The sequence below is a fragment of the Variovorax sp. 10N412 genome (genome assembly GCF_056394985.1).
The window spans coordinates 311,194-329,267 of record NZ_JBFTIO010000005.1; the positions used below are offsets into that span (position 1 = coordinate 311,194).

An 18,074-nucleotide genomic window follows, 5' to 3' on the forward strand; every position below is an offset into this window, starting at 1 on the left:
CGTCTGTCCGTGTCGGTCAATCGACTTTGATGTTTGCCTCTTTGGCCAGCTTTTGCCAGCGCACGAGTTCGGTGGTGACGACCTTGCCCAGCTGTTCGGGCGTGCCGCCGACGCCTTCGCTGCCCTGGGCCAGCAGCTTGTCGCGGATGTCGGGTTCCTTCACCACGGTGTTGATCACGCGGTTGAGCTTGTCGATGGCGGGTTGCGGCGTCTTCGCGGGCACGAACACGGCGTACCAGGAGTCGACGTCGAAGTCGGCAATGCCGGCTTCCTGCATGGTGGGCACGTCGGGGAAGGCCGCGCTGCGCCGGGTGGTCGACACCGCGAGCGCCTTCAGCTTGCCGGCCTTCACGAACTGCGCCGCGGCGGGAATGGACACCCACAGCAGCGGCACCTGCCCGCCCATCACGTCGGTCACGGCGGGGCCGCCGCCGCGGTAGGGAATGTGCGTCATCTGCGTGCCGGTGCGCAGCTTCAGCAGCTCGCCGGCCAGGTGCCCGGGCGAGCCGTTGCCGACCGAGGCGAAGGAAATGCCGTCGGGCTTGGCCTTGGCCATGGCCACCAGCTCGGCCACCGTGCTGGCCGGGAACTGCATGTTGGCCACCAGGATCTGCGGCAGCGAGGCGACCATGGCGACCGGTGCGAAGTCTTTCGCGGTGTCGAAGCCCAGCTTGTTGTAGATGGCCGGGTTGATGGTGTGCGACGACAGCGTGAACAGCACGGTGTAGCCGTCGGGCGCCGACTTGGCGACCAGCTCGGTGCCGATGGAGCCGGCCGCGCCGCCGCGGTTGTCGATAAGCACCGGCTGGCCCAGCAGCGTCTGGAAGCGCTCCTGCACGATGCGCGCGATGACGTCGGTGCCGCCACCGGGCGGGTAGGGCACCACCAGGCGGATCGGCTTGGTGGGGTAGTCGGCGCCGGTGTCGGCGTGCGAAGAAAGGGGCGCCAGCAGCGCCGGGATCGCGGCCGCGGCCCACAGCAAGGGGCGCAGGCGGGAGGTGAAGAACAGCGTCATTCGAGTCTCCTTTGCTTCGGGGTGTCCGCCACGGGGCCTGCCGCCGCACGCGCGCGGTAGCCCAGCGTGAGGCTGGCGTCGCGCGCGCAGGCCGTGAGGCGCCCGGCCAGCAGGCGCGCCTGCGTGCGTGCGAAGCGGATCGACGGCACGCTCATCCCCACGGCCGCGACCGCTTCGCCGCGTGCGTTGAACACCGGCGCGCCGAGGCCGCACACGCCCAGGCGCCATTCCTCGCGGTTCTCTGCATAGCCGCGTGTGCGTGTGCGCGCCAGTTCCAGAAGAAGGGCATCGATGTCGGTGATGCTGTTCCCGGTGTGTGCCACCAGCGCGCCGAGGCGTTGCCGCAGCGCGGCGGCATCGAGCGAAGCGGCCGCCAGCAGCGCCTTGCCCGAGGCCACGCAGTACGCCGGGGCCCGGCCGCCGACGCGGGAGTACGCGGCCACGGGCAGGGGGCTGTCGAACTTGTCGAGGTAGACGATGTCGGCGCCGTCGAGCACGGCCAGGTGGATGGTCTCGCCCGTGGCTTGCGCCAGCGCGGCCAGGTGCGGTCGAAGCAGGGCCCCCACATCGGCGGCCTCGCCGACCAATGCGCCCAGTTCGAAGAGCTTGAGGCTGGGACGGTAGGCGCTGGTGCCGGGGTCTTGCACGGCCCAGCCGCATTCGACGAGTGTCTGCAACGTGCGGTGCGCGTTGCTGCGCGCCATGCCGAAGGCCTGGGCCAGGTCTGTGACGCGGCAGTCGCGCTGCTGGCGCGCCATCCATTCGAGGGCGGCAAGGCCCTTGGCAAGCGTGGAGTCCATGGGTTTGTCTCGGGTGTTCCAAATTTTGGAACTGCGTTCTTGGATTTGAAACGCACTGTAGGAATGTCGGTGGCGCTTTGTCAACCAGCAACCTGGATGCAGTGCCGAACGCTTCAGCGCCGGTGGCGCCCGGCCATGAGGTCGATCACTTCGCGAAAGATCGTGTTGCCGCTGGAGGCCGCGAGGTCGAGCACATGGCTGCGGCTGTAGTACGGGCTCAGGTCGAGGCCCACGCCGATGCCGGCAATGGCGATGTCGCCGCGCTGCTCCTGGCGCGCCACCACGTCGCGCAGGTGATGGTCCAGGTAGTGCGCGTCGTTGGCCAGGTGGGTGGCGCTGTCCATCGGCGAGCCGTCTGAAATGACCAGCAGCAGCTTACGCGCCTCGCTGCGCGCGCGCAGCCGCGTGCAGGCCCAGTCGAGCGCCTCGCCGTCGATGCCTTCGCGGAACAGGTCGGCCTTGAGCAAGGCGGCCATGGCAGGGCGTGCGCGGCGCCAGGGCGTGGCCGCGGCCTTGAAGACGAGGTGGCTGCGTTCGTTCAGGCGCCCGGGGTGGGGCGGGCGGCCCGCGCGCACCCACTCGCGTTGCGGGCGTCCGCCGTTCCATGCGCCGGTGGTGAAGCCCAGCACCTCGCTGGTCACGCCGGCCTGTTCGAGTGCGCGCGCGAACACGTCGACCATCATCGCCACCGACTCGGCGTGCTCCTTCATCGAGCCCGAGCAGTCGATGAGAAAGGTGACCATGCAATCGGCCACCGGCTCCATGCGCTCCGTGCGGAACAGGCGGCGCTCGGTGGGCGAGGCGACCAGCTGTGCGAGCCGGCGGCCGTCGATCAGGCCTTCTTCCTGCCCGCCGCTCCAGCCGTCGCGCTCGGGCTCGGCCAGCAGGGCGCGCAGCTCGCGCGCGAGGCGGGCGATGTTCACGCCCTGCGCGGCAATGCGGCGGTCTAGCTTGTCGCGGTGCTCTGCCAGCACGTCCTTGCGCGCGAGCGTGGCGGCGTCCTGTTCACGGTCGTAGGCACCGGTGAACACGCGGTAGCTGCCGCCCGCCTCGTCGAGCACCGCGCTGCGGCCCGACTCCGCGGTGGTGAAGCGCTCGATGATCTCCCGGTCCATGTCCGTGACCAGGCTGAACACGCTGCGCTTGTCGTCCACATGCGGGTCGCGCGCGGCTGCGCTTTCTTCGCCGGCCTCGTGCAGCATCGCGGCGACGGTGCGTGCGATGGCCAGCGCGTGCACCGCGTAGGCGGCCTGGTCGGTGCGGTCGCGGCGAAGGCCTGCCAGCGCATGGCCGATCAGCGGCGCAAGCGCGAAGCGGGTGGCTTCGAGCATGTCTTCGGTTGCCTCCACCACCTGCTGGCCGCTGACGCGGGCGCGGCAGATCTGTGCCACGGCATACAGCAACAGGCCGCGCGCGGTGTCGGTCAGCCCCGAGTGATGGAAGGCCAGCGACCACTGTTCATGCCGGTGGCGCAGGTTGCGGCGCATGCCGGCCATGACTTCGGGCGCCATCGCCTCGGCGCGGAACTGCTCGAGCATCTCGAACAGCATGCGCTCGACGGGCTCTTCGGGCCGCAGGCTGTCGTGCAGCGCCGCGTTCGATTCTGTGAGCCGCAGCGCCAGGCCGTCGGCCACGCCGCGGAACGATGCGAAGTCGTCGGTGTCTGGCGACGGATGCAGGTGCGGCGCGAACCACGGGAGCGCCACGCGTCCGCGATGCAGCCGCCGTCCGCGAAAGTGCAGGTCGCGCTCGCCGCTGAAGGCCCGCACCACGCCCGCGCACAGCTCGGCCACCAGCTCTTCCTGCCGCACCTTGCGCTGCATCGCGCTGGCCGATGCAGGCGCTTGGCTCATTCGCGCGCGCCCGCCGACAGCTGGTGCGACTCCTGCAGTTCGCGGTCGAAGCAGCGCTGGAAATACTCGGCGACCAGGGGACGCTCGGCGTCGTCGCACTTGTTGACGAAAGACAGGCGAAACGCCAGCGCCGGGTCCTTGAAGATCTCGACGTTCTCGGCCCAGGTGATGACGGTGCGCGGCGACATCAGCGTCGACAGGTCGCCCGCGGCGAAGCCCTTGCGGGTGAGGTCGGCCACCGCGACCATCGAGGCGACCAGCCGGGTGCCGGCCTCGTCGGCCAAAGAGGGCACGCGCGCCTGCACGATCGCGAGCTCTTCGGCGGCCGGCAGGTAGTTGAGCGAGGCGACGATGTTCCAGCGGTCGATCTGCGCATGGTTCAGGCGCTGCGCGCCGTGGTAGAGCCCGTTGAGGTTGCCCAGGCCCACCGTGTTGGCCGTGGCGAACAGGCGAAAGAACGGGTGCGGGCGCAGCACCCGGTTCTGGTCCATCAGCGTGAACTTGCCGTCGCGCTCCAGGATGCGCTGGATGACGAACATCACGTCGGGCCGGCCCGCGTCGTACTCGTCGAAGATCAGCGCCACGGGCCGCTGCAGCGCCCAGGGCACGATGCCCTCCTGGAACTGCGTGACCTGCTGGCCGTCGCGCAGCACCACCGCGTCCTTGCCGACGAGGTCGAGCCGGCTGATGTGGCCGTCGAGGTTCAGGCGCACGCAGGGCCAGTTCAGCCGCGCGGCCACCTGCTCGATGTGCGTCGACTTGCCGGTGCCGTGCAGCCCCTGCACCATCACGCGCCGGTCGCGCATGAAGCCCGCGAGGATGGCGAGCGTCACGTCGGGGTTGAAGCGGTAGACCGCGTCGACTTCGGGCACGTGGTCTTCGAGGCCATCGAGTCCTTCGCGATGGCTGAAGGCGGGCACCTGCAGGTCGGTGTCGATGCCGAACACCTCGCGCACGCTGAGCATTCGGTCCGGTCGGAGGTCTGCGGTATCGGTCACGGGCGGCTTTCTGTGGATTCTGTGGAAGAGGTCAGGCCTGCGCGCGCTCGGCGGCCGCATCGGTGCCGATGCGGCTCAGCGCGAGCGCTGCGCGTTGCAGCGCGGGCAGCAGCGTCTTCGCCTTGGCGGCGTCGAGCCGCATCACCGGCGCCTGTACGGCAATGCACAGGTTGGAGGGCGCGTCGTCGCCGGACGGCACCCGCGTGGCGATGCACAGCAGGCCGGGCAGGAACTCTTCATGGTCGATGGCGTAGCCGTCCTTGCGCACGCGCTGCACTTCCTTTTCGAGCGCGCCGGGGTCGGTCAGGGTGCGGGGCGTGCAGGCTTCCAGCGGCGCGCTGTGGAGCAGGCGGCGGCGCTGCGCCGCGCCCATCTGCGAGAGAAAGACCTTGCCGCTGGCCGAGCAGTGCACCGGCACGCGCGAGCCCGGGTGCAGGTAGAAGCGCAGCGGCGCGGCGGTCTCCACGCGGTCGAGGTACACCACCTCGCTGCCCGACAGCGCCGTGAGGTTGCAGCTTTCGCCGATTTCTTCCACCAGTTGACGCAGCACCGTATGGCGCGCACCGTGCAGGCTGTCGTTGAGCAGCAGGTTCTCGGCCAGCCGCCGCAGCCGCGTGCCGATGCCGTAGTGGCGCCCGTCGCCTTCGCGCTGCAGCAGGCCCGCGCCTTCGAGCTGCTGCAGCATGCGGTGCAGCGTGGGCTTGGGCAGGCCGGTCTGCTCGACCAGGCCTTGCAGCGAATGGCGCTGGTCCTTGGCCGCCATGACTTCGAGCAGCGCGAACAGGCGCATGGTGGGCGAGTCGCCGTCCAGCCCGGCGGGTTCGGCGGCGTCGACGGTCTCCGACGGGAGCGCTTTGACGATCTTCATGGCGCGGATCATAGTCTTTTCACAAAAAAAGAGACGTGGCGTATCGAATTTTGTAAATTGTTTGACGAGATGCCAGTGGCGTCCTATATTCCGCCGAAACGAATTTCGGAACAAGCAGTTCCGACTTTCAAGTTTCAACCCGACCGCCCCATTCCACCAGGAGACGACTTCCATGAGCCAGAAGCAACCCGCCGCCCCTGTTCGAGCCTCGCGAGAAGCCGTCACAGGCGTGCAGAAGATGACCCCCTCCGAGGCCTTCGTCGAGACCATGGTCGCCAACGGCGTGACCGACATCTTCGGCATCATGGGCTCGGCCTTCATGGACGCGATGGACATCTTTGCGCCCGCCGGCATCCGCCTCGTGCCGGTGGTGCATGAGCAGGGCGGCGCGCACATGGCCGACGGCTATGCGCGCGTGTCGGGCCGCCACGGCGTGGTGATCGGGCAGAACGGCCCCGGCATCAGCAACTGCGTGACGGCCATCGCGGCGGCCTACTGGGCGCACAGCCCGGTGGTGATGATCACGCCCGAGACCGGCACCATGGGCATGGGCCTGGGCGGCTTCCAGGAGGCCAACCAGTTGCCGATGTTCCAGGAGTTCACCAAGTACCAGGGCCACGTGAACAACCCCAAGCGCATGGCCGAGTACACGGCGCGCTGCTTCGACCGCGCCATCTCCGAGATGGGCCCGACGCAGCTCAACATTCCGCGCGACTACTTCTACGGCGAGCTCACCACCGAGATCCCGAAGCCGATGCGCGTGGAGCGCGGCGCGGGCGGGGAGAACAGCCTGAACGCGGCCGTCGAACTGCTGGCCTCGGCCAGGTTCCCGGTGATTCTTTCGGGCGGCGGTGTCGTGATGGGCGACGCCGTGGAAGAGTGCAAGGCGCTGGCCGAGCGCCTGGGCGCCCCGGTGGCCAACGGCTACCTGCGCAACGACTCGTTCCCCGCGAGCCATCCGCTCGCGGCCGGCCCGCTGGGCTACCAGGGCTCCAAGGCCGCGATGAAGCTCATCGCGCAGGCCGACGTGGTGCTGGCGCTCGGCTCGCGCATGGGCCCCTTCGGCACGCTGCCGCAGCACGGCATGGACTACTGGCCCAAGGACGCGAAGATCATCCAGGTCGAGGCCGACCACACCAACCTCGGGCTGGTGAAGAAGATCACCGTGGGCATCCACGGCGACGCCAAGGCCACCGCCAAGGAACTGCTCAAGCGCCTGCAGGGCAAGACGCTGGCCTGCGACGCCACCAAGGCCGAGCGCGCGGAAAAAATCAAGGCCGAGAAGGCCGCCTGGGAAAAGGAACTCGACGAGTGGACCCACGAGCGCGACCAATACAGCCTGGACGCCATCGAAGAGGCCAAGGGCGAGAAGACGCCCACCGGCGGCACCTACCTGCACCCGCGCCAGGTGCTGCGCGAGCTCGAGAAGGCCATGCCCCCGCGCGTGATGGTGTCCACCGACATCGGCAACATCAACGCCATTGCCAACAGCTACCTGCGCTTCGAGGAGCCGCGCAGCTTCTTCGCGCCGATGAGCTTCGGCAACTGCGGCTACTCGCTGCCCACCATGATCGGCGCCAAGTGCGCCGCGCCCGACCGCCCGGCCGTGGCCTATGCCGGCGACGGCGCCTGGGGCATGAGCATGTCGGAAATCATGACGGCCGTGCGCCACGACATTCCGGTGACGGCCGTGGTCTTCCACAACCGCCAGTGGGGCGCGGAGAAGAAGAACCAGGTCGACTTCTACAACCGCCGCTTCGTGGCCGGCGAGCTCGAGAGCGAAAGCTTCGCGGGCATCGCCAAGGCCATGGGCGCCGAAGGCATCGTGGTCGACAAGATCGAAGACGTGGGCCCGGCGCTGAAGAAGGCCATCGACATGCAGATGAACGAAGGCAAGACCTGCGTCATCGAGATCATGTGCACCCGCGAGCTGGGCGACCCGTTCCGCCGCGACGCGCTGTCCAAGCCGGTACGCTTCCTCGACAAGTACAAGGACTACGTCTGAACGCATGACCGATTCGCTGCTGACGCTGAACGCGGGCTCCTCGTCCATCAAGGTCGCATTGTTCGATGCGATGCAGCCGGGCAGCGACGGCGCGTTGCCGCCGGCACGCTGGTCGGGCCAGGCCGACGGCCTGGGCGCGGGCCTGAAGGCGCGGCTGCGCGTGCACGACGCGCAGGGGCAGCCGCTGCTCGACGAGGCGCTGGACGGCGCGCAGGCCTCGCACCAGGGCGCGCTGGCCGCCCTGCTCGAATGGCATGCGCACGAGGCCGGCAGCGGGCGCATCGCGGCGGTGGGGCACCGCATCGTGCACGGCGGCACGGACTTCGTGGCGCCGGTGCGCGTCGATGCGGCGTTGCTTGACGCATTGGCCGAACTCGAGCCGCTGGCGCCGCTGCACCAGCCGCACAACCTCGCGGGCGTGCGTGCGGCAATGAAGGCGTTCGAGGGCGTGCCGCAGGTGGCGTGCTTCGACACGGCCTTCCATGCGGTGCAGCCCGAGGTCAACCGGCGCTTCGCGTTGCCGCGTGCCCTGCATAGCGCGGGCGTGCGGCGCTACGGCTTCCATGGGCTGTCGTACGAATCGATCGTTGCGCAGTTCACCGCCCTTGCGCCGGCGCTCGCGCAAAAGCGCGTGATCGTCGCGCACCTGGGCAACGGCGCGTCGATGTGCGGCATGGTGCAGGGCCGCTCGGTCGCGACGACGATGACGTTCTCGCCGCTCGACGGGCTGACCATGGGCACGCGCTGCGGCCACATCGATGCGGCCGCGGTGCTGTACCTGCTGCGCTCGCGCGGCATGTCGGCCGACGAGGTCGAGACGCTGCTGTTCCGCGAGTCGGGGCTGCTCGGCCTGTCGGGCGTTTCCAGCGACATGCGTGCCCTGCATGCCTCCGCCGAGCCTGCCGCGGCCGCAGCCATCGACCATTTCACCGAGCAGGTCGTGCAGCACATGGGAAGCCTCGCGGCCGCGCTGCGCGGTGTAGACGCGATCGTGTTCACCGGCGGCATCGGCGAGAACGATGCACTGCTGCGGGGCCGCATTCTCGAAGATTGCGAGTGGCTGGGCGTGAATGTCGACGCGGCTGCCAAGGACGGCGCCGCTGCCCTTCTCACCACCGCAGAAAGCCCTGTCAGCGCATGGGTGCTGCGCACCGACGAAGAAGCGGTGATTGCCCGCCACACCGCGCGCCTGCTGCGCGCGGGCTGATCACTCAACGCGCCGTGGCCGCGCGCGGCACGCTGGCGCCGCAGTGGCGAAGAAAGTCCGCCGTCGCGCCCCCCAGCAGCTTGTCGCGGTGCATCACCGTGGCCAGCTTGCGCATGCCTGCGGGCAAGCGCGTGCGCAACTCGACCAGGTGCCCGTCTTCCAGCGCCTGCGCCACGGTGTAGCGCGACAGGCAGGCCAGGGCGGTGCCCGAGGCCACCACCCGCTTGATGGCCTCGGTGCTCCCGAGCTCGAAGCCCACGATCACCTGTTCGAGGTTCTGGATCAGCCACGCGTCGGTCACCTGCCTCGTGCCCGAACCATGCTCCCGCAGCACCCAGGTCGCTTGCGACAGCTGCCTGTGCGTGGCCACGCGGCCCGCCAACGCGTGGCCCGGCGCGGCCACGATCACCAGTTCGTCGCTGCGCCAGGCGCGCACCACCAGGTCGGGGTGCGTCTGCGGCCCTTCGATGAAGCCGACGTCGACGTCGAAGCCCGCCACGGCGTCGATCACGTCGCGCGTGTTGGCGATGTGCAGGTGCACCTGGCTCTGCGGATGCAGCGCCGTCCACTGCGTCATGCGCTCGGGCAGCAGGTACTCGCCGATGGTGAAGCTCGCGGCCACGCGCAGCGGCGCCGCATGCTCGCCGCTGAACAGGGCCTGCACTTCACCGGCCTGGTCGAGCAGCCCCTGGGCCTTGGGCAGCAGGGCGCGGCCGTTCTCGTTGAGCACCAGCCGCCGGCCGATGCGGTCGAACAGCAGCACGCCGACCGACACCTCTAGGTCGGCCAGCGCGCTGCTGGCCGCCGACTGCGAACGCGCGATGCGGTCGGCCGCGGCGCGCGTGCTGCCACCGCGCGCGGTGGCCACGAACACCTCGAGCTGGCGCAGGTTCAGGCGCAGCCGCTGCGTGGGAAGTTGATCTGTTTTTCCGGTCATGGTGAAAGATATTCTGCGCTTTTCCGATTGATGACGGGCCCATACGATCGGTCTTGCCACGCATGAAAACAAAGGACCGACCGTGTTCAAGTTCCTGTCTCGCGAGCCGGTGCACGACCCGCTGTCGGCACCCACCCCCACGGCCGAGACCACGGTCAAGACCACCACCTGCTACATGTGCGCGTGCCGCTGCGGCATTCGCGTGCACCTGCGCGACGGCGAGAAGGGGCCCGAGGTTCGCTACATCGACGGCAACCCGGAGCATCCGCTGAACCAGGGCGTGATCTGCGCCAAGGGGTCGTCGGGCATCATGAAACAGGTGTCGCCCGCGCGCATCACGCAGCCGCTGCTGCGCAAGCCCGGCAGCGAGCGCGGGGCGGGGGAGTTCGAGCCCATCAGCTGGGAACGCGCCTTCGACATGCTGACCGAGCGGCTCGGCAGGATTCGCGCGACCGACCCGAAGAAGTTCGCGCTGTTCACGGGGCGCGACCAGATGCAGGCGCTCACGGGCCTGTTCGCGCGGCAGTTCGGCACGCCCAACTACGCGGCGCACGGCGGCTTCTGCTCGGTGAACATGGCCGCGGGAATGATCTACACCATCGGCGGCAGCTTCTGGGAGTTCGGCGGTCCGGACCTGGATCGCGCCAGGCTGTTCGTGATGATCGGCACGGCCGAAGACCACCACAGCAATCCGATGAAGATCGCCATCGCCAAGTTCAAGCGGGCGGGTGGGCGCTTCATCTCGATCAACCCGGTGCGCACCGGGTACTCGGCGATCGCGGACGAGTGGATTCCTATCAAGCCGGGCACCGACGGCGCGCTCTTCATGGCGCTGCTCCACGAGCTGATTGCGAGCGACCTGCTTGACCACGCGTTCCTGAAGCGCTTCACCAACGCGCCGCAGCTGGTGGTGCTCGACGACTGCGAGCGGCAGGGGCTGTTCGCCTTCGATCCCGACCCGCAGCGCGGGCCGCCCGGCGACGGCCGCAACCCGCACAACAAGCTGGTGTGGGACACGGCGAGCGGCAGCGTGAAGAACGCCTACCCCGAAGGCATTGCAGACGGCTGCGATCCGGCGCTGGAAGGCCACTACACACTGGCCAACGGCACGCGCGTGGCGCCGTCGTTCCAGCTGCTGCGCGAGCGCGTGGCCAGCTGCACGCCCGAGTGGGCGCAGGCCATTACCGGTATCGACGCGGCGCGCATCCGTCAGCTGGCGCGCGAGATGGGCGAGACGGCGCTCAAGCAAGCCTTCGAGCTGCCCATTCCATGGACCGACGCCTGGGGCAAGAAGCACCCGAGCACGCAGGCGCGGCCCGTGGCCTTTCATGCGATGCGCGGCCTGGCGGCGCACTCCAACGGCTTCCAGACGGTGCGTGCGCTCGCGGTGCTGATGAGCGTGCTCGGCACCATCGACGCGCCGGGCGGCTTCCGGCACAAGGCGCCGTACCCGCGCCACATCGTGCCCAACTACCGGGCCTTCAACGACCCCGGCATGATCCAGCCGAACACGCCGCTCAATGCCGCGCCGCTGGGCTTTCCGGCCAGCCCGGAAGAGCTGGCCATCAACCCCGACGGCTCGCCCATCCGCATCGACCATGCGTTTTCGTGGGAGCACCCGCTGTCGGCGCATGGGCTCATGCACAACGTGATCACCAACGCGGCGAAGGGCGACCCATACCGCCTCGACACGCTGATGATCTTCATGGCCAACATGGCCTGGAACTCCAGCATGAACACCATGGGCGTGCGCGAGATGCTCAACCGCAAGAACGAGAAGGGCGAGCACATGATTCCCTTCCTGGTGGTGTGCGATGCCTTCCAGAGCGAGACCGTGGCCTTTGCCGACCTGGTGCTGCCCGACACCACGTACCTGGAGCGCCACGACGTGATGGGCATGCTCGACCGCCCGATCTCGGAGTTCGACGGGCCGGTCGATTCGGTGCGCGTGCCGGTGGTGCCGCCCACGGGCGAGTGCAAGCCGTTCCAGGAGGTGTTGATCGAGCTGGCCTCGCGGCTGAAGTTTCCGGCCTTCACCACGCCCGAGGGCGGGCGCAAGTACACGGGCTACCCGGACTTCGTCGTCAACTTCGAGCCGCAGCCGGGCATCGGCTTCCTGATGGGCTGGCGCGGCAAGGACGGCACCGAGCACCTGCGCGGCGCGCCGAACCCCAGGCAGTGGGAAGCCTATGCGCAGAACAACTGCGTGTTCCAGTACCACATGCCCGAGACCATGCACTACATGCGCAACTGGAACCGGGAGTACCTGGACTTTGCCAAGGACAAGGGCTGGCGCCAGCGCAACGACCCGGTGCAGCTGGCGCTGTATTCCGACACGCTGCAGAGCTTTCGCCTCGCGGCGCAGGGCAAGAGCGCGGGACGGCAGCCGCCCGATGCGTTGCGCGAGCGCATCGACACGTACTTCGATCCGCTGCCGTTCTGGTATCCGCCGCTGGAAGAAGCCGCGACCGATCTCGCCGCGTACCCGCTCAATGCGCTCACGCAAAGGCCGATGGCGATGTACCACTCGTGGGACTCGCAGAACGCGTGGCTGCGGCAGATCCACAGCCACAACTACCTGCATGTGAACCCGCTGACCGCGCAGGCCGCAGGCATTGCCGACGGCGGCTGGTGCTGGGTGGAAAGCCGCTGGGGCCAGGTGCGCTGCATGCTGCGCTACAGCGAGGCGGTGGAGCCGGGCACGGTGTGGACGTGGAACGCGATCGGCAAGGCCGATGGCGCGTGGCAGCTGGCGCCCGGCTCGGACGAGGCGCGCAAGGGCTTCCTGCTGAACCACCTGATCAGCGAGGAGCTGCCTTGTGCTGGAACGGCGAGCGGGACCATCAGCAATTCGGACCCGATCACCGGGCAGGCCGGGTGGTACGACGTGCGGGTGCGCATACGGCCGGCGGAGCCGGGCGAGCCGGAAGAGAGCTTTCCGCAGACGGGGAGCATGCCGTCGGTGCCGGGGGTGTTGGGGAAGGCGGCGAGTGTGTTGACGTACTTTGCGGGGAGGGGGAAGAAATGATGCAGTGGTTGAAGGATTTGATGGCCCCGGTATCGCTCCCTCCCCCTCTGGGGGAGGGCGGGGGTGGGGGCATCGGCGTTGGAGCTGGAAGCCTCGTTGCATTGAAGGCCGACGTGCCCCCACCCCAGCCCTCCCCCAGAGGGGGAGGGAGTCATGCCAACACCGTGCGCGCCGAGCCCGGCGAAACCCTGGCCAAGCAACTCGCCCTCGTCATCGACCTCAACGTCTGCGTCGGTTGCCACGCCTGCGTCACCTCCTGCAAGCAATGGAACACCTCCGGCAGCGCCGGTCCGCTGGCCGACGAGCGCCCTTACGCCGCCAACCCCACCGGCACCTTCTTCAACCGCGTGCAGACCTACCAGGCCGGCGCTTTTCCCGCCACCGAGACCATCCACTTCCCCAAGAGCTGCCTGCACTGCGAAGACCCGCCGTGCGTGCCCGTGTGCCCCACGGGCGCAAGCTACAAGCGCAAGGAAGACGGCATCGTGCTGGTCGACTACGACAAGTGCATCGGCTGCAAGTACTGCGCGTGGGCCTGCCCCTACGGCGCGCGCGAGCTCGACGAAGAACGCCAGGTCATGACCAAGTGCACCCTGTGCGTGGACCGCATCTACGACGAGCAGCTGCCCAAGGAAGACCGCAAGCCCGCCTGCGTGAAGGCCTGCCCCACGGGCGCGCGCATCTTCGGCGACGTGAAGGACCCGGACTCCGATGTCTCCAAAGCCATCCGCGAGCGCGGCGGCTACCAGCTGATGCCCGAGTGGGACACGAACCCGGCCAACCAGTACCTGCCGCGGCACATCACGCAGCCGGCGCAGGCACCGGAGTAGCCGCATGCATCCCGCGTTCTCGATTCTTTTCTTCACCACGCTGGCAGGCGCGGCGCAGGGGCTGGTGTTCACGCTCGCGCTGGCCGCGCTCTTCGGGCTGGAGCTGGCGCCGGGCTTCCTGAGCGTGGCACTGGGCGTGGCCGAGGTGCTGCTGGTGGCCGGCCTGGCCGCATCGTTCATGCACCTGGGACGCAAGACACGCGCATGGCGCGCGGTGCTGATGTGGCGCACTTCGTGGATGTCGCGCGAGGTGATCGTGCTGCCGGCGTTCATCGCGCTGGTGGGGCTGTGGTGGCTGTCGCTGCACTTCGGCTTCGGCGCGCCGTGGTCGTGGCTGCTGCCGCTGGCGGTGCTGTGCGGCGCCGCGCTGCTCTGGTACTGCACCGCGATGATCTACGCGTGCCTGCGCTTCATCGAGGAATGGGCGCATCCGCTGACCGTCGTCAACTTCACGCTGATCGGGTTGTCGTCGGGGCTGATGCTGGCCTGTGCGATGGCGGCGCTGGCCGCGGAAGCGCGCTTCGTGCAGGTGTTCGGGCCGTGGGCGCTGGTCGCCACGCTGGCGGCCTGGGCGGCGCGCGGCAAGGCGCTGCGTCGCAATGCAGGCATCCGCCACAAGTCCACGCTGCAGTCGGCCACCGGCATCCGTACGCACAAGCTGGTGCAGAAGTCGATGGGCATGTCGGCCGGGTCGTTCAACACGCGCGAGTTCTTTCATGGTGCGTCGCTGGTGGCGCTGAAGAACATGAAGCTCGGCTTCCTGTTGCTGGCCTTCGTGGTGCCTGCGCTGCTGGTGGTGTGGGCCATGGCGAGCACGGCCGTCGTGCCCTGGTTGCTCGCGGTGGCGGTGCAGGCGCCGGGCCTGCTGGCCGAGCGCTGGTTCTTCTTCGCGCAGGCGAAGCATCCGCAGAACCTGTACTACCAGGTGGTGTCGTAGGCCTCGCAGTTCTTCAGTGCTCGCCGAAACCCAAAGTCCGGGGCATGTGCCCGGAAGCCCCTCAGGTTGAGTAGTTCAGCGCCAGCCCCGGCGTGGGCCAGTCGTCGATGGCAATCAGCCGTCCGCTGCCCGAGAGCGTGACGAACGCCGTGCGGCGGTCGCGCCCGCCGAAGCAGATGTTGGTGGTGTAGCGGTCGGGCAGCGGCACGTGCTCGACGGTGGCGCCGTCGGGCGTGACGATGCTGATGCCGCCGTGCAGCAGCGTGGCCACGCAGAGGTTGCCCAGCGCATCGACGGCCATCGAATCGAAGCGCTGGTAGTGGCCGCCCGGCGAGGCGCAGAGCATGCGCCCGCCATGCGGCGACGGCCAGCCGTCCTTTCGCACGCGGCCTGGCGCGGCGATGTCGAAGGCCCAGACGCGCGCACCTTCGGTCTCCGCGTAGTAGAGCGTTTGCCCGTCGGGCGACAGGGCGATGCCGTTGGGCGTCATCACCGGCCGCGCAATGGCGTGTGCTGCGCCGCCGTCGGTGTGGCCGTAGAACAGGCCGCCGCGGTCCATGTCTCGCTCGCGGGTCTTGCCCAGGTCGGTGAAGTAGAAGCCGCCGTGCGCGTCGAACACGATGTCGTTGGGCCCGCACAGCGCGCCGCCATCAACCGTGTCGTACAGGCGCTCGGCGCGTCCGGTGGCGAGGTTTACGCGTTCGACGCGGCCGCCCGAATAGTCTTTGGCCTGGCCGACGGGGCGCAGGCAGCCGTCGGCTTCGGTGTGCCATTGGAAGCCGCCGTTGTTGCACACGTACACCGCGCCGTCGGGCCCGATGGCCGCGCCGTTCGGCCCGCCGCCCAGGTCGGCCACCTTCTGCACCAGGCCGTCGGCGCGCACGCGGGTGAGGGTGCCGCGCGCAATCTCGACCAGCAGCACCGAGCCGTCGTCCATGGCAATCGGGCCTTCGGGAAACTGCAGGCCGGTGGCGAGTTCACGGATGCGCATCGGAGCTCCTTGAATGGGCTTTGAGGTCGACCAGTTTGCTACGGGCTGCCTGCGTCGTGAGGATGGTCGTGCGTTTTTTTTGCGCCAAGTCCTACGCCCGCCCACTGCCGAGAAACAGTCAGATGGGGCCACCATGCAATCAAGCTTTCTGGACCACGCGCTCCTTCTTCTTCAGCAGCACGCCTATGCAAGGGTCTTGTGCGAGTTTCATCGCATGGAGGAGTCGCGGTGTCGGGCGGTCGATGTCACGACCCACGGCATGGTGAAGGCACAGGTGCGCTTGGCAGTCTGCGAACGGCGTCTGGCGGCGTATCGGGACCAGCTGACGGATCCCGACAAGGCGGCCGCCGTTCGGGTGGCGCGGGCGTTGTACCTGCGGTTCCTGCTGAGCAGCGCGGCTACACGGCTGCAGCCTTGGTGCGACGGCGAAGACCTGTCGCACATGCCGCGCTCGCACATGTTCGAATGGATCGCGCACGACTACGAGCAGCTCGAACTTGCTGCGCTGGAAGATGCGATGACGCCGGCTGAAACGGCGTTGTACGCGCGGTCCCTCGAGGGCGTGGACGACTGAAGTCCGGGGTTCAGGGCGGCGCTACCAGCGCTTCCACCAAGGGCTGCGCGCCTGGCGCAGTTCCAGGTGGCGGGTGTCCAGCTCGTGCCTCGGCGGTGGCGGCGCACCCGCCATTCGTCTCAGTTCGACCTCCAGCGCATGCGCGATGCCGCGCGCGTTGTGATCACCTCGCAAGGCGCGCCTGCGCCACTCCGCAGCGAGGGTTGCAAGGCCGTTCTGGTCCAGGTTTTGTGCTTCCACCATGGGCGGTGAGTCTTCCATGGCGCCCTGTCAGTGCTTGTAGGCGCAACGGTCGAACACGCGTGCGTGGAAATTACATGGCGCTACATCCTGGCCGTCTCACGAGTTCGCTACAATTGAGAACCATTCGTATTAATCCAGGGCGCGGTGCATTCTGCTGCGCGTAGAACCCATGCCGGCCGCCGAGTTCGTGTTGCAGCACGAGGTGCAATCGCTTTACAGCAACCACCACGGGTGGTTGCACGGCTGGCTGCGCAAGAAATTGGGCTGCTCGCACCACGCGGCCGACCTCGCGCACGACACCTTCGTGCGTGTGCTGAGCAAGACCGGGCCGGTGGCCGCGGCCGAACCGCGCGCCTACCTCGCAACCATCGCGCACGGCCTGGTGGTCGACTTTCACCGCCGCCGCGCCCTCGAACGCGCCTATCTCGATACGCTGGCCGCGCTGCCGGAGCCGCAGACGCCGTCGCCCGAGGAGCGCGCCCTGGTGCTGGAAGCGCTCACCGCCATCGACGCGATGCTCGACGGCATGAAGCCGCCGGTCCGCCAGGCTTTCATCCTGTCGCAGCTTGACGGGCTGACCTACAAGGAGATCGCCGAGCGGCTCCATGTGACGGTGCGCACGGTGAACAACTACATGCTCAAGGCGCTGGAGCACTGCTACCTGCTGGCGCCGTGAAGCCCGCCTTCGAACGCACCCCGAACAGCGGCGGCATCGCGCTGCTGGCCCCCCGCGAAGCCGAGGTCCGCCGGCATGCGATTGCCTGGTACGCGCGCCTGTGCTCGGGCGAGGCGACCGATGCCGACCGCGAGGCCTGGCAACGCTGGCACCACGCACACCCCGACCATCGGCGCGCGTGGCAGCGGTTGGCATCGATGCAGACCACCCTCAGGCGCGTGCCCGGGCACATCGCCGCGCCCACCTTGCGCGCGGCGCAGCCCGAGCGGCGCCGCGTGCTGCGCGGCCTGGCGGTGCTGGCCTCGGGCGGCTCGCTCGCGTACCTGTCTTGGCAGGCGGCGGACATGGGCGGCGTGCAGGGCAGCTGGCGCGCCTGGCTGGCGGACTACCGCACGGGCACCGGCGAGCAACGTTCCGTGCTGCTGGCCGACGGATCGCGGCTGATGCTGAACACCCGCACCTCGGCGGACGTGGCCATGGACGCATCGCATCGGCTCGTGACGCTGCGCGACGGCGAGATCCTCGTCGAGACGGCCAAGCCGCAAGCGCCCGGCGACAAGGATGCGCGGCCCTTCATGGTGGCAACGCCGCAGGGCCGCATCCTGGCGCTGGGTACGCGCTTCACCGTGCGCACCGAGGGCGAGCGAACGGCCGTCACGGTGCTGGAAGACGCTGTCGAGATTCGCGCCGCGCAACGGCCCGGGCAGGTGGTGACGTTGCGCTCGGGCCAGCAGGTGAGCTTGGGCAGCGACGGCATCGGCGAGCCGGGGCAGGCCGATGCCGGCGCGGCCGACTGGTCGCAGGGCAGCCTGGTCGTGAATGACTGGCGGCTCGACGAGGTGGTGGCCGAACTCTCGCGCTACCGGCGCGGACGGCTGGTGTGCGACGCGGCGGTGGCCGGCATCCGGGTGTCGGGGGCGTTTCCGCTGGACGACACCGACAAGGCGCTGGCCGTTCTCACGCGGGCGTTTCCGGTGCGTGCGAGCGGCATGACGCGCTACTGGGTGTCGCTGGTGCCGGCCTGAGCGCGGGGCTGCTTTTGCCGCGTTGCAAAAATATCTTCGCCATTTCTTTCATCTTTTCCGGTTTCGTTCGGCCTACCTCTAAGAACC

Annotated in this window: 16 protein-coding genes; 8 read left to right on the plus strand and 8 right to left on the minus strand. The window is 68.7% G+C overall.

Annotated features, from left to right (window positions below; translation table 11 throughout):
- Nucleotides 1-16: 16 nt before the first annotated feature.
- From AC1DJH_RS15525 to AC1DJH_RS15545, 5 genes are all read right to left on the minus strand, one after another.
- Nucleotides 17-1,015: a tripartite tricarboxylate transporter substrate binding protein gene (locus AC1DJH_RS15525; RefSeq protein ID WP_478186250.1), complete on the minus strand. Its 999-nt coding sequence runs from the start codon at nucleotides 1,013-1,015 to the stop codon at nucleotides 17-19.
- Nucleotides 1,012-1,815, minus strand: coding sequence for an IclR family transcriptional regulator (locus AC1DJH_RS15530; protein ID WP_478186251.1), 804 nt, complete (start codon nucleotides 1,813-1,815; stop codon nucleotides 1,012-1,014). Before AC1DJH_RS15530 ends, AC1DJH_RS15525 begins: the two co-directional genes overlap by 4 nt.
- Before the next feature lie 113 nt (nucleotides 1,816-1,928).
- Nucleotides 1,929-3,668 (minus strand): cobaltochelatase CobT-related protein, encoded by a 1,740-nt coding sequence (locus AC1DJH_RS15535; protein WP_478186252.1) that lies wholly within the window; start codon nucleotides 3,666-3,668, stop codon nucleotides 1,929-1,931.
- The gene (locus AC1DJH_RS15540) at nucleotides 3,665-4,666 is read right to left on the minus strand and encodes an AAA family ATPase (protein WP_478186253.1); all 1,002 of its coding nucleotides are present in this window, start codon (nucleotides 4,664-4,666) and stop codon (nucleotides 3,665-3,667) included. Before AC1DJH_RS15540 ends, AC1DJH_RS15535 begins: the two co-directional genes overlap by 4 nt.
- A 31-nt stretch (nucleotides 4,667-4,697) precedes the next feature.
- Nucleotides 4,698-5,546 carry an IclR family transcriptional regulator gene (locus AC1DJH_RS15545; RefSeq protein WP_478186254.1) on the minus strand — a complete coding sequence of 283 codons (849 nt, stop codon included), beginning with the start codon at nucleotides 5,544-5,546 and terminating at the stop codon, nucleotides 4,698-4,700.
- Between the two features lie 160 nt (nucleotides 5,547-5,706).
- On the opposite strand from AC1DJH_RS15545, the gene xsc reads away from it, so the two are divergent.
- Together xsc and AC1DJH_RS15555 are read left to right on the plus strand one after the other, a co-directional pair.
- Nucleotides 5,707-7,539 carry a sulfoacetaldehyde acetyltransferase gene (gene xsc / locus AC1DJH_RS15550; protein ID WP_472115389.1) on the plus strand — a complete coding sequence of 611 codons (1,833 nt, stop codon included), beginning with the start codon at nucleotides 5,707-5,709 and terminating at the stop codon, nucleotides 7,537-7,539.
- Between the two features lie 4 nt (nucleotides 7,540-7,543).
- Nucleotides 7,544-8,746 carry an acetate/propionate family kinase gene (locus AC1DJH_RS15555; RefSeq protein ID WP_478186255.1) on the plus strand — a complete coding sequence of 401 codons (1,203 nt, stop codon included), beginning with the start codon at nucleotides 7,544-7,546 and terminating at the stop codon, nucleotides 8,744-8,746.
- A 4-nt stretch (nucleotides 8,747-8,750) separates the two neighbouring features.
- On the opposite strand, the gene AC1DJH_RS15560 is transcribed toward AC1DJH_RS15555, so the two are convergent.
- The gene (locus tag AC1DJH_RS15560; RefSeq protein WP_478186256.1) at nucleotides 8,751-9,683 is read right to left on the minus strand and encodes a LysR family transcriptional regulator; all 933 of its coding nucleotides are present in this window, start codon (nucleotides 9,681-9,683) and stop codon (nucleotides 8,751-8,753) included.
- An 82-nt stretch (nucleotides 9,684-9,765) separates the two neighbouring features.
- Between AC1DJH_RS15560 and AC1DJH_RS15565 the strand changes: the two genes are divergently transcribed.
- From AC1DJH_RS15565 to AC1DJH_RS15575, 3 genes are read left to right on the plus strand one after another with little or no spacing between them, the layout of a single operon-like run.
- A complete protein-coding gene (locus tag AC1DJH_RS15565) occupies nucleotides 9,766-12,711 on the plus strand; it encodes a molybdopterin oxidoreductase family protein (RefSeq protein ID WP_478186257.1) in 2,946 nt (981 codons plus the stop codon).
- Nucleotides 12,708-13,541, plus strand: a complete 834-nt coding sequence (locus AC1DJH_RS15570) for a 4Fe-4S dicluster domain-containing protein (protein ID WP_478186258.1) — start codon at nucleotides 12,708-12,710, stop codon at nucleotides 13,539-13,541. Before AC1DJH_RS15565 ends, AC1DJH_RS15570 begins: the two co-directional genes overlap by 4 nt.
- Nucleotides 13,542-13,545: 4 nt before the next feature.
- The gene (locus tag AC1DJH_RS15575; protein ID WP_478186259.1) at nucleotides 13,546-14,478 is read left to right on the plus strand and encodes a dimethyl sulfoxide reductase anchor subunit family protein; all 933 of its coding nucleotides are present in this window, start codon (nucleotides 13,546-13,548) and stop codon (nucleotides 14,476-14,478) included.
- Between the two features lie 61 nt (nucleotides 14,479-14,539).
- Here the strand turns inward: AC1DJH_RS15575 and AC1DJH_RS15580 are convergent, their stop codons facing one another.
- A complete protein-coding gene (locus tag AC1DJH_RS15580) occupies nucleotides 14,540-15,469 on the minus strand; it encodes an SMP-30/gluconolactonase/LRE family protein (protein WP_478186260.1) in 930 nt (309 codons plus the stop codon).
- Between the two features lie 13 nt (nucleotides 15,470-15,482).
- On the opposite strand from AC1DJH_RS15580, the gene AC1DJH_RS15585 reads away from it, so the two are divergent.
- Entirely contained in the window at nucleotides 15,483-16,043 is a 561-nt protein-coding gene (locus AC1DJH_RS15585) for a hypothetical protein (protein ID WP_478186261.1), read from the plus strand.
- A 21-nt stretch (nucleotides 16,044-16,064) separates the two neighbouring features.
- Here the strand turns inward: AC1DJH_RS15585 and AC1DJH_RS15590 are convergent, their stop codons facing one another.
- Entirely contained in the window at nucleotides 16,065-16,286 is a 222-nt protein-coding gene (locus AC1DJH_RS15590; RefSeq protein WP_472115361.1) for a hypothetical protein, read from the minus strand.
- Between the two features lie 169 nt (nucleotides 16,287-16,455).
- Between AC1DJH_RS15590 and AC1DJH_RS15595 the strand changes: the two genes are divergently transcribed.
- Nucleotides 16,456-16,962 carry a sigma-70 family RNA polymerase sigma factor gene (locus tag AC1DJH_RS15595; protein WP_478186262.1) on the plus strand — a complete coding sequence of 169 codons (507 nt, stop codon included), beginning with the start codon at nucleotides 16,456-16,458 and terminating at the stop codon, nucleotides 16,960-16,962.
- On the plus strand, nucleotides 16,959-17,987 hold the full coding sequence (locus AC1DJH_RS15600; protein ID WP_478186263.1) for a FecR domain-containing protein: 1,029 nt from the start codon (nucleotides 16,959-16,961) through the stop codon (nucleotides 17,985-17,987). The genes AC1DJH_RS15595 and AC1DJH_RS15600 overlap by 4 nt, the downstream gene beginning before the upstream one ends.
- Nucleotides 17,988-18,074: the final 87 nt, after the last annotated feature.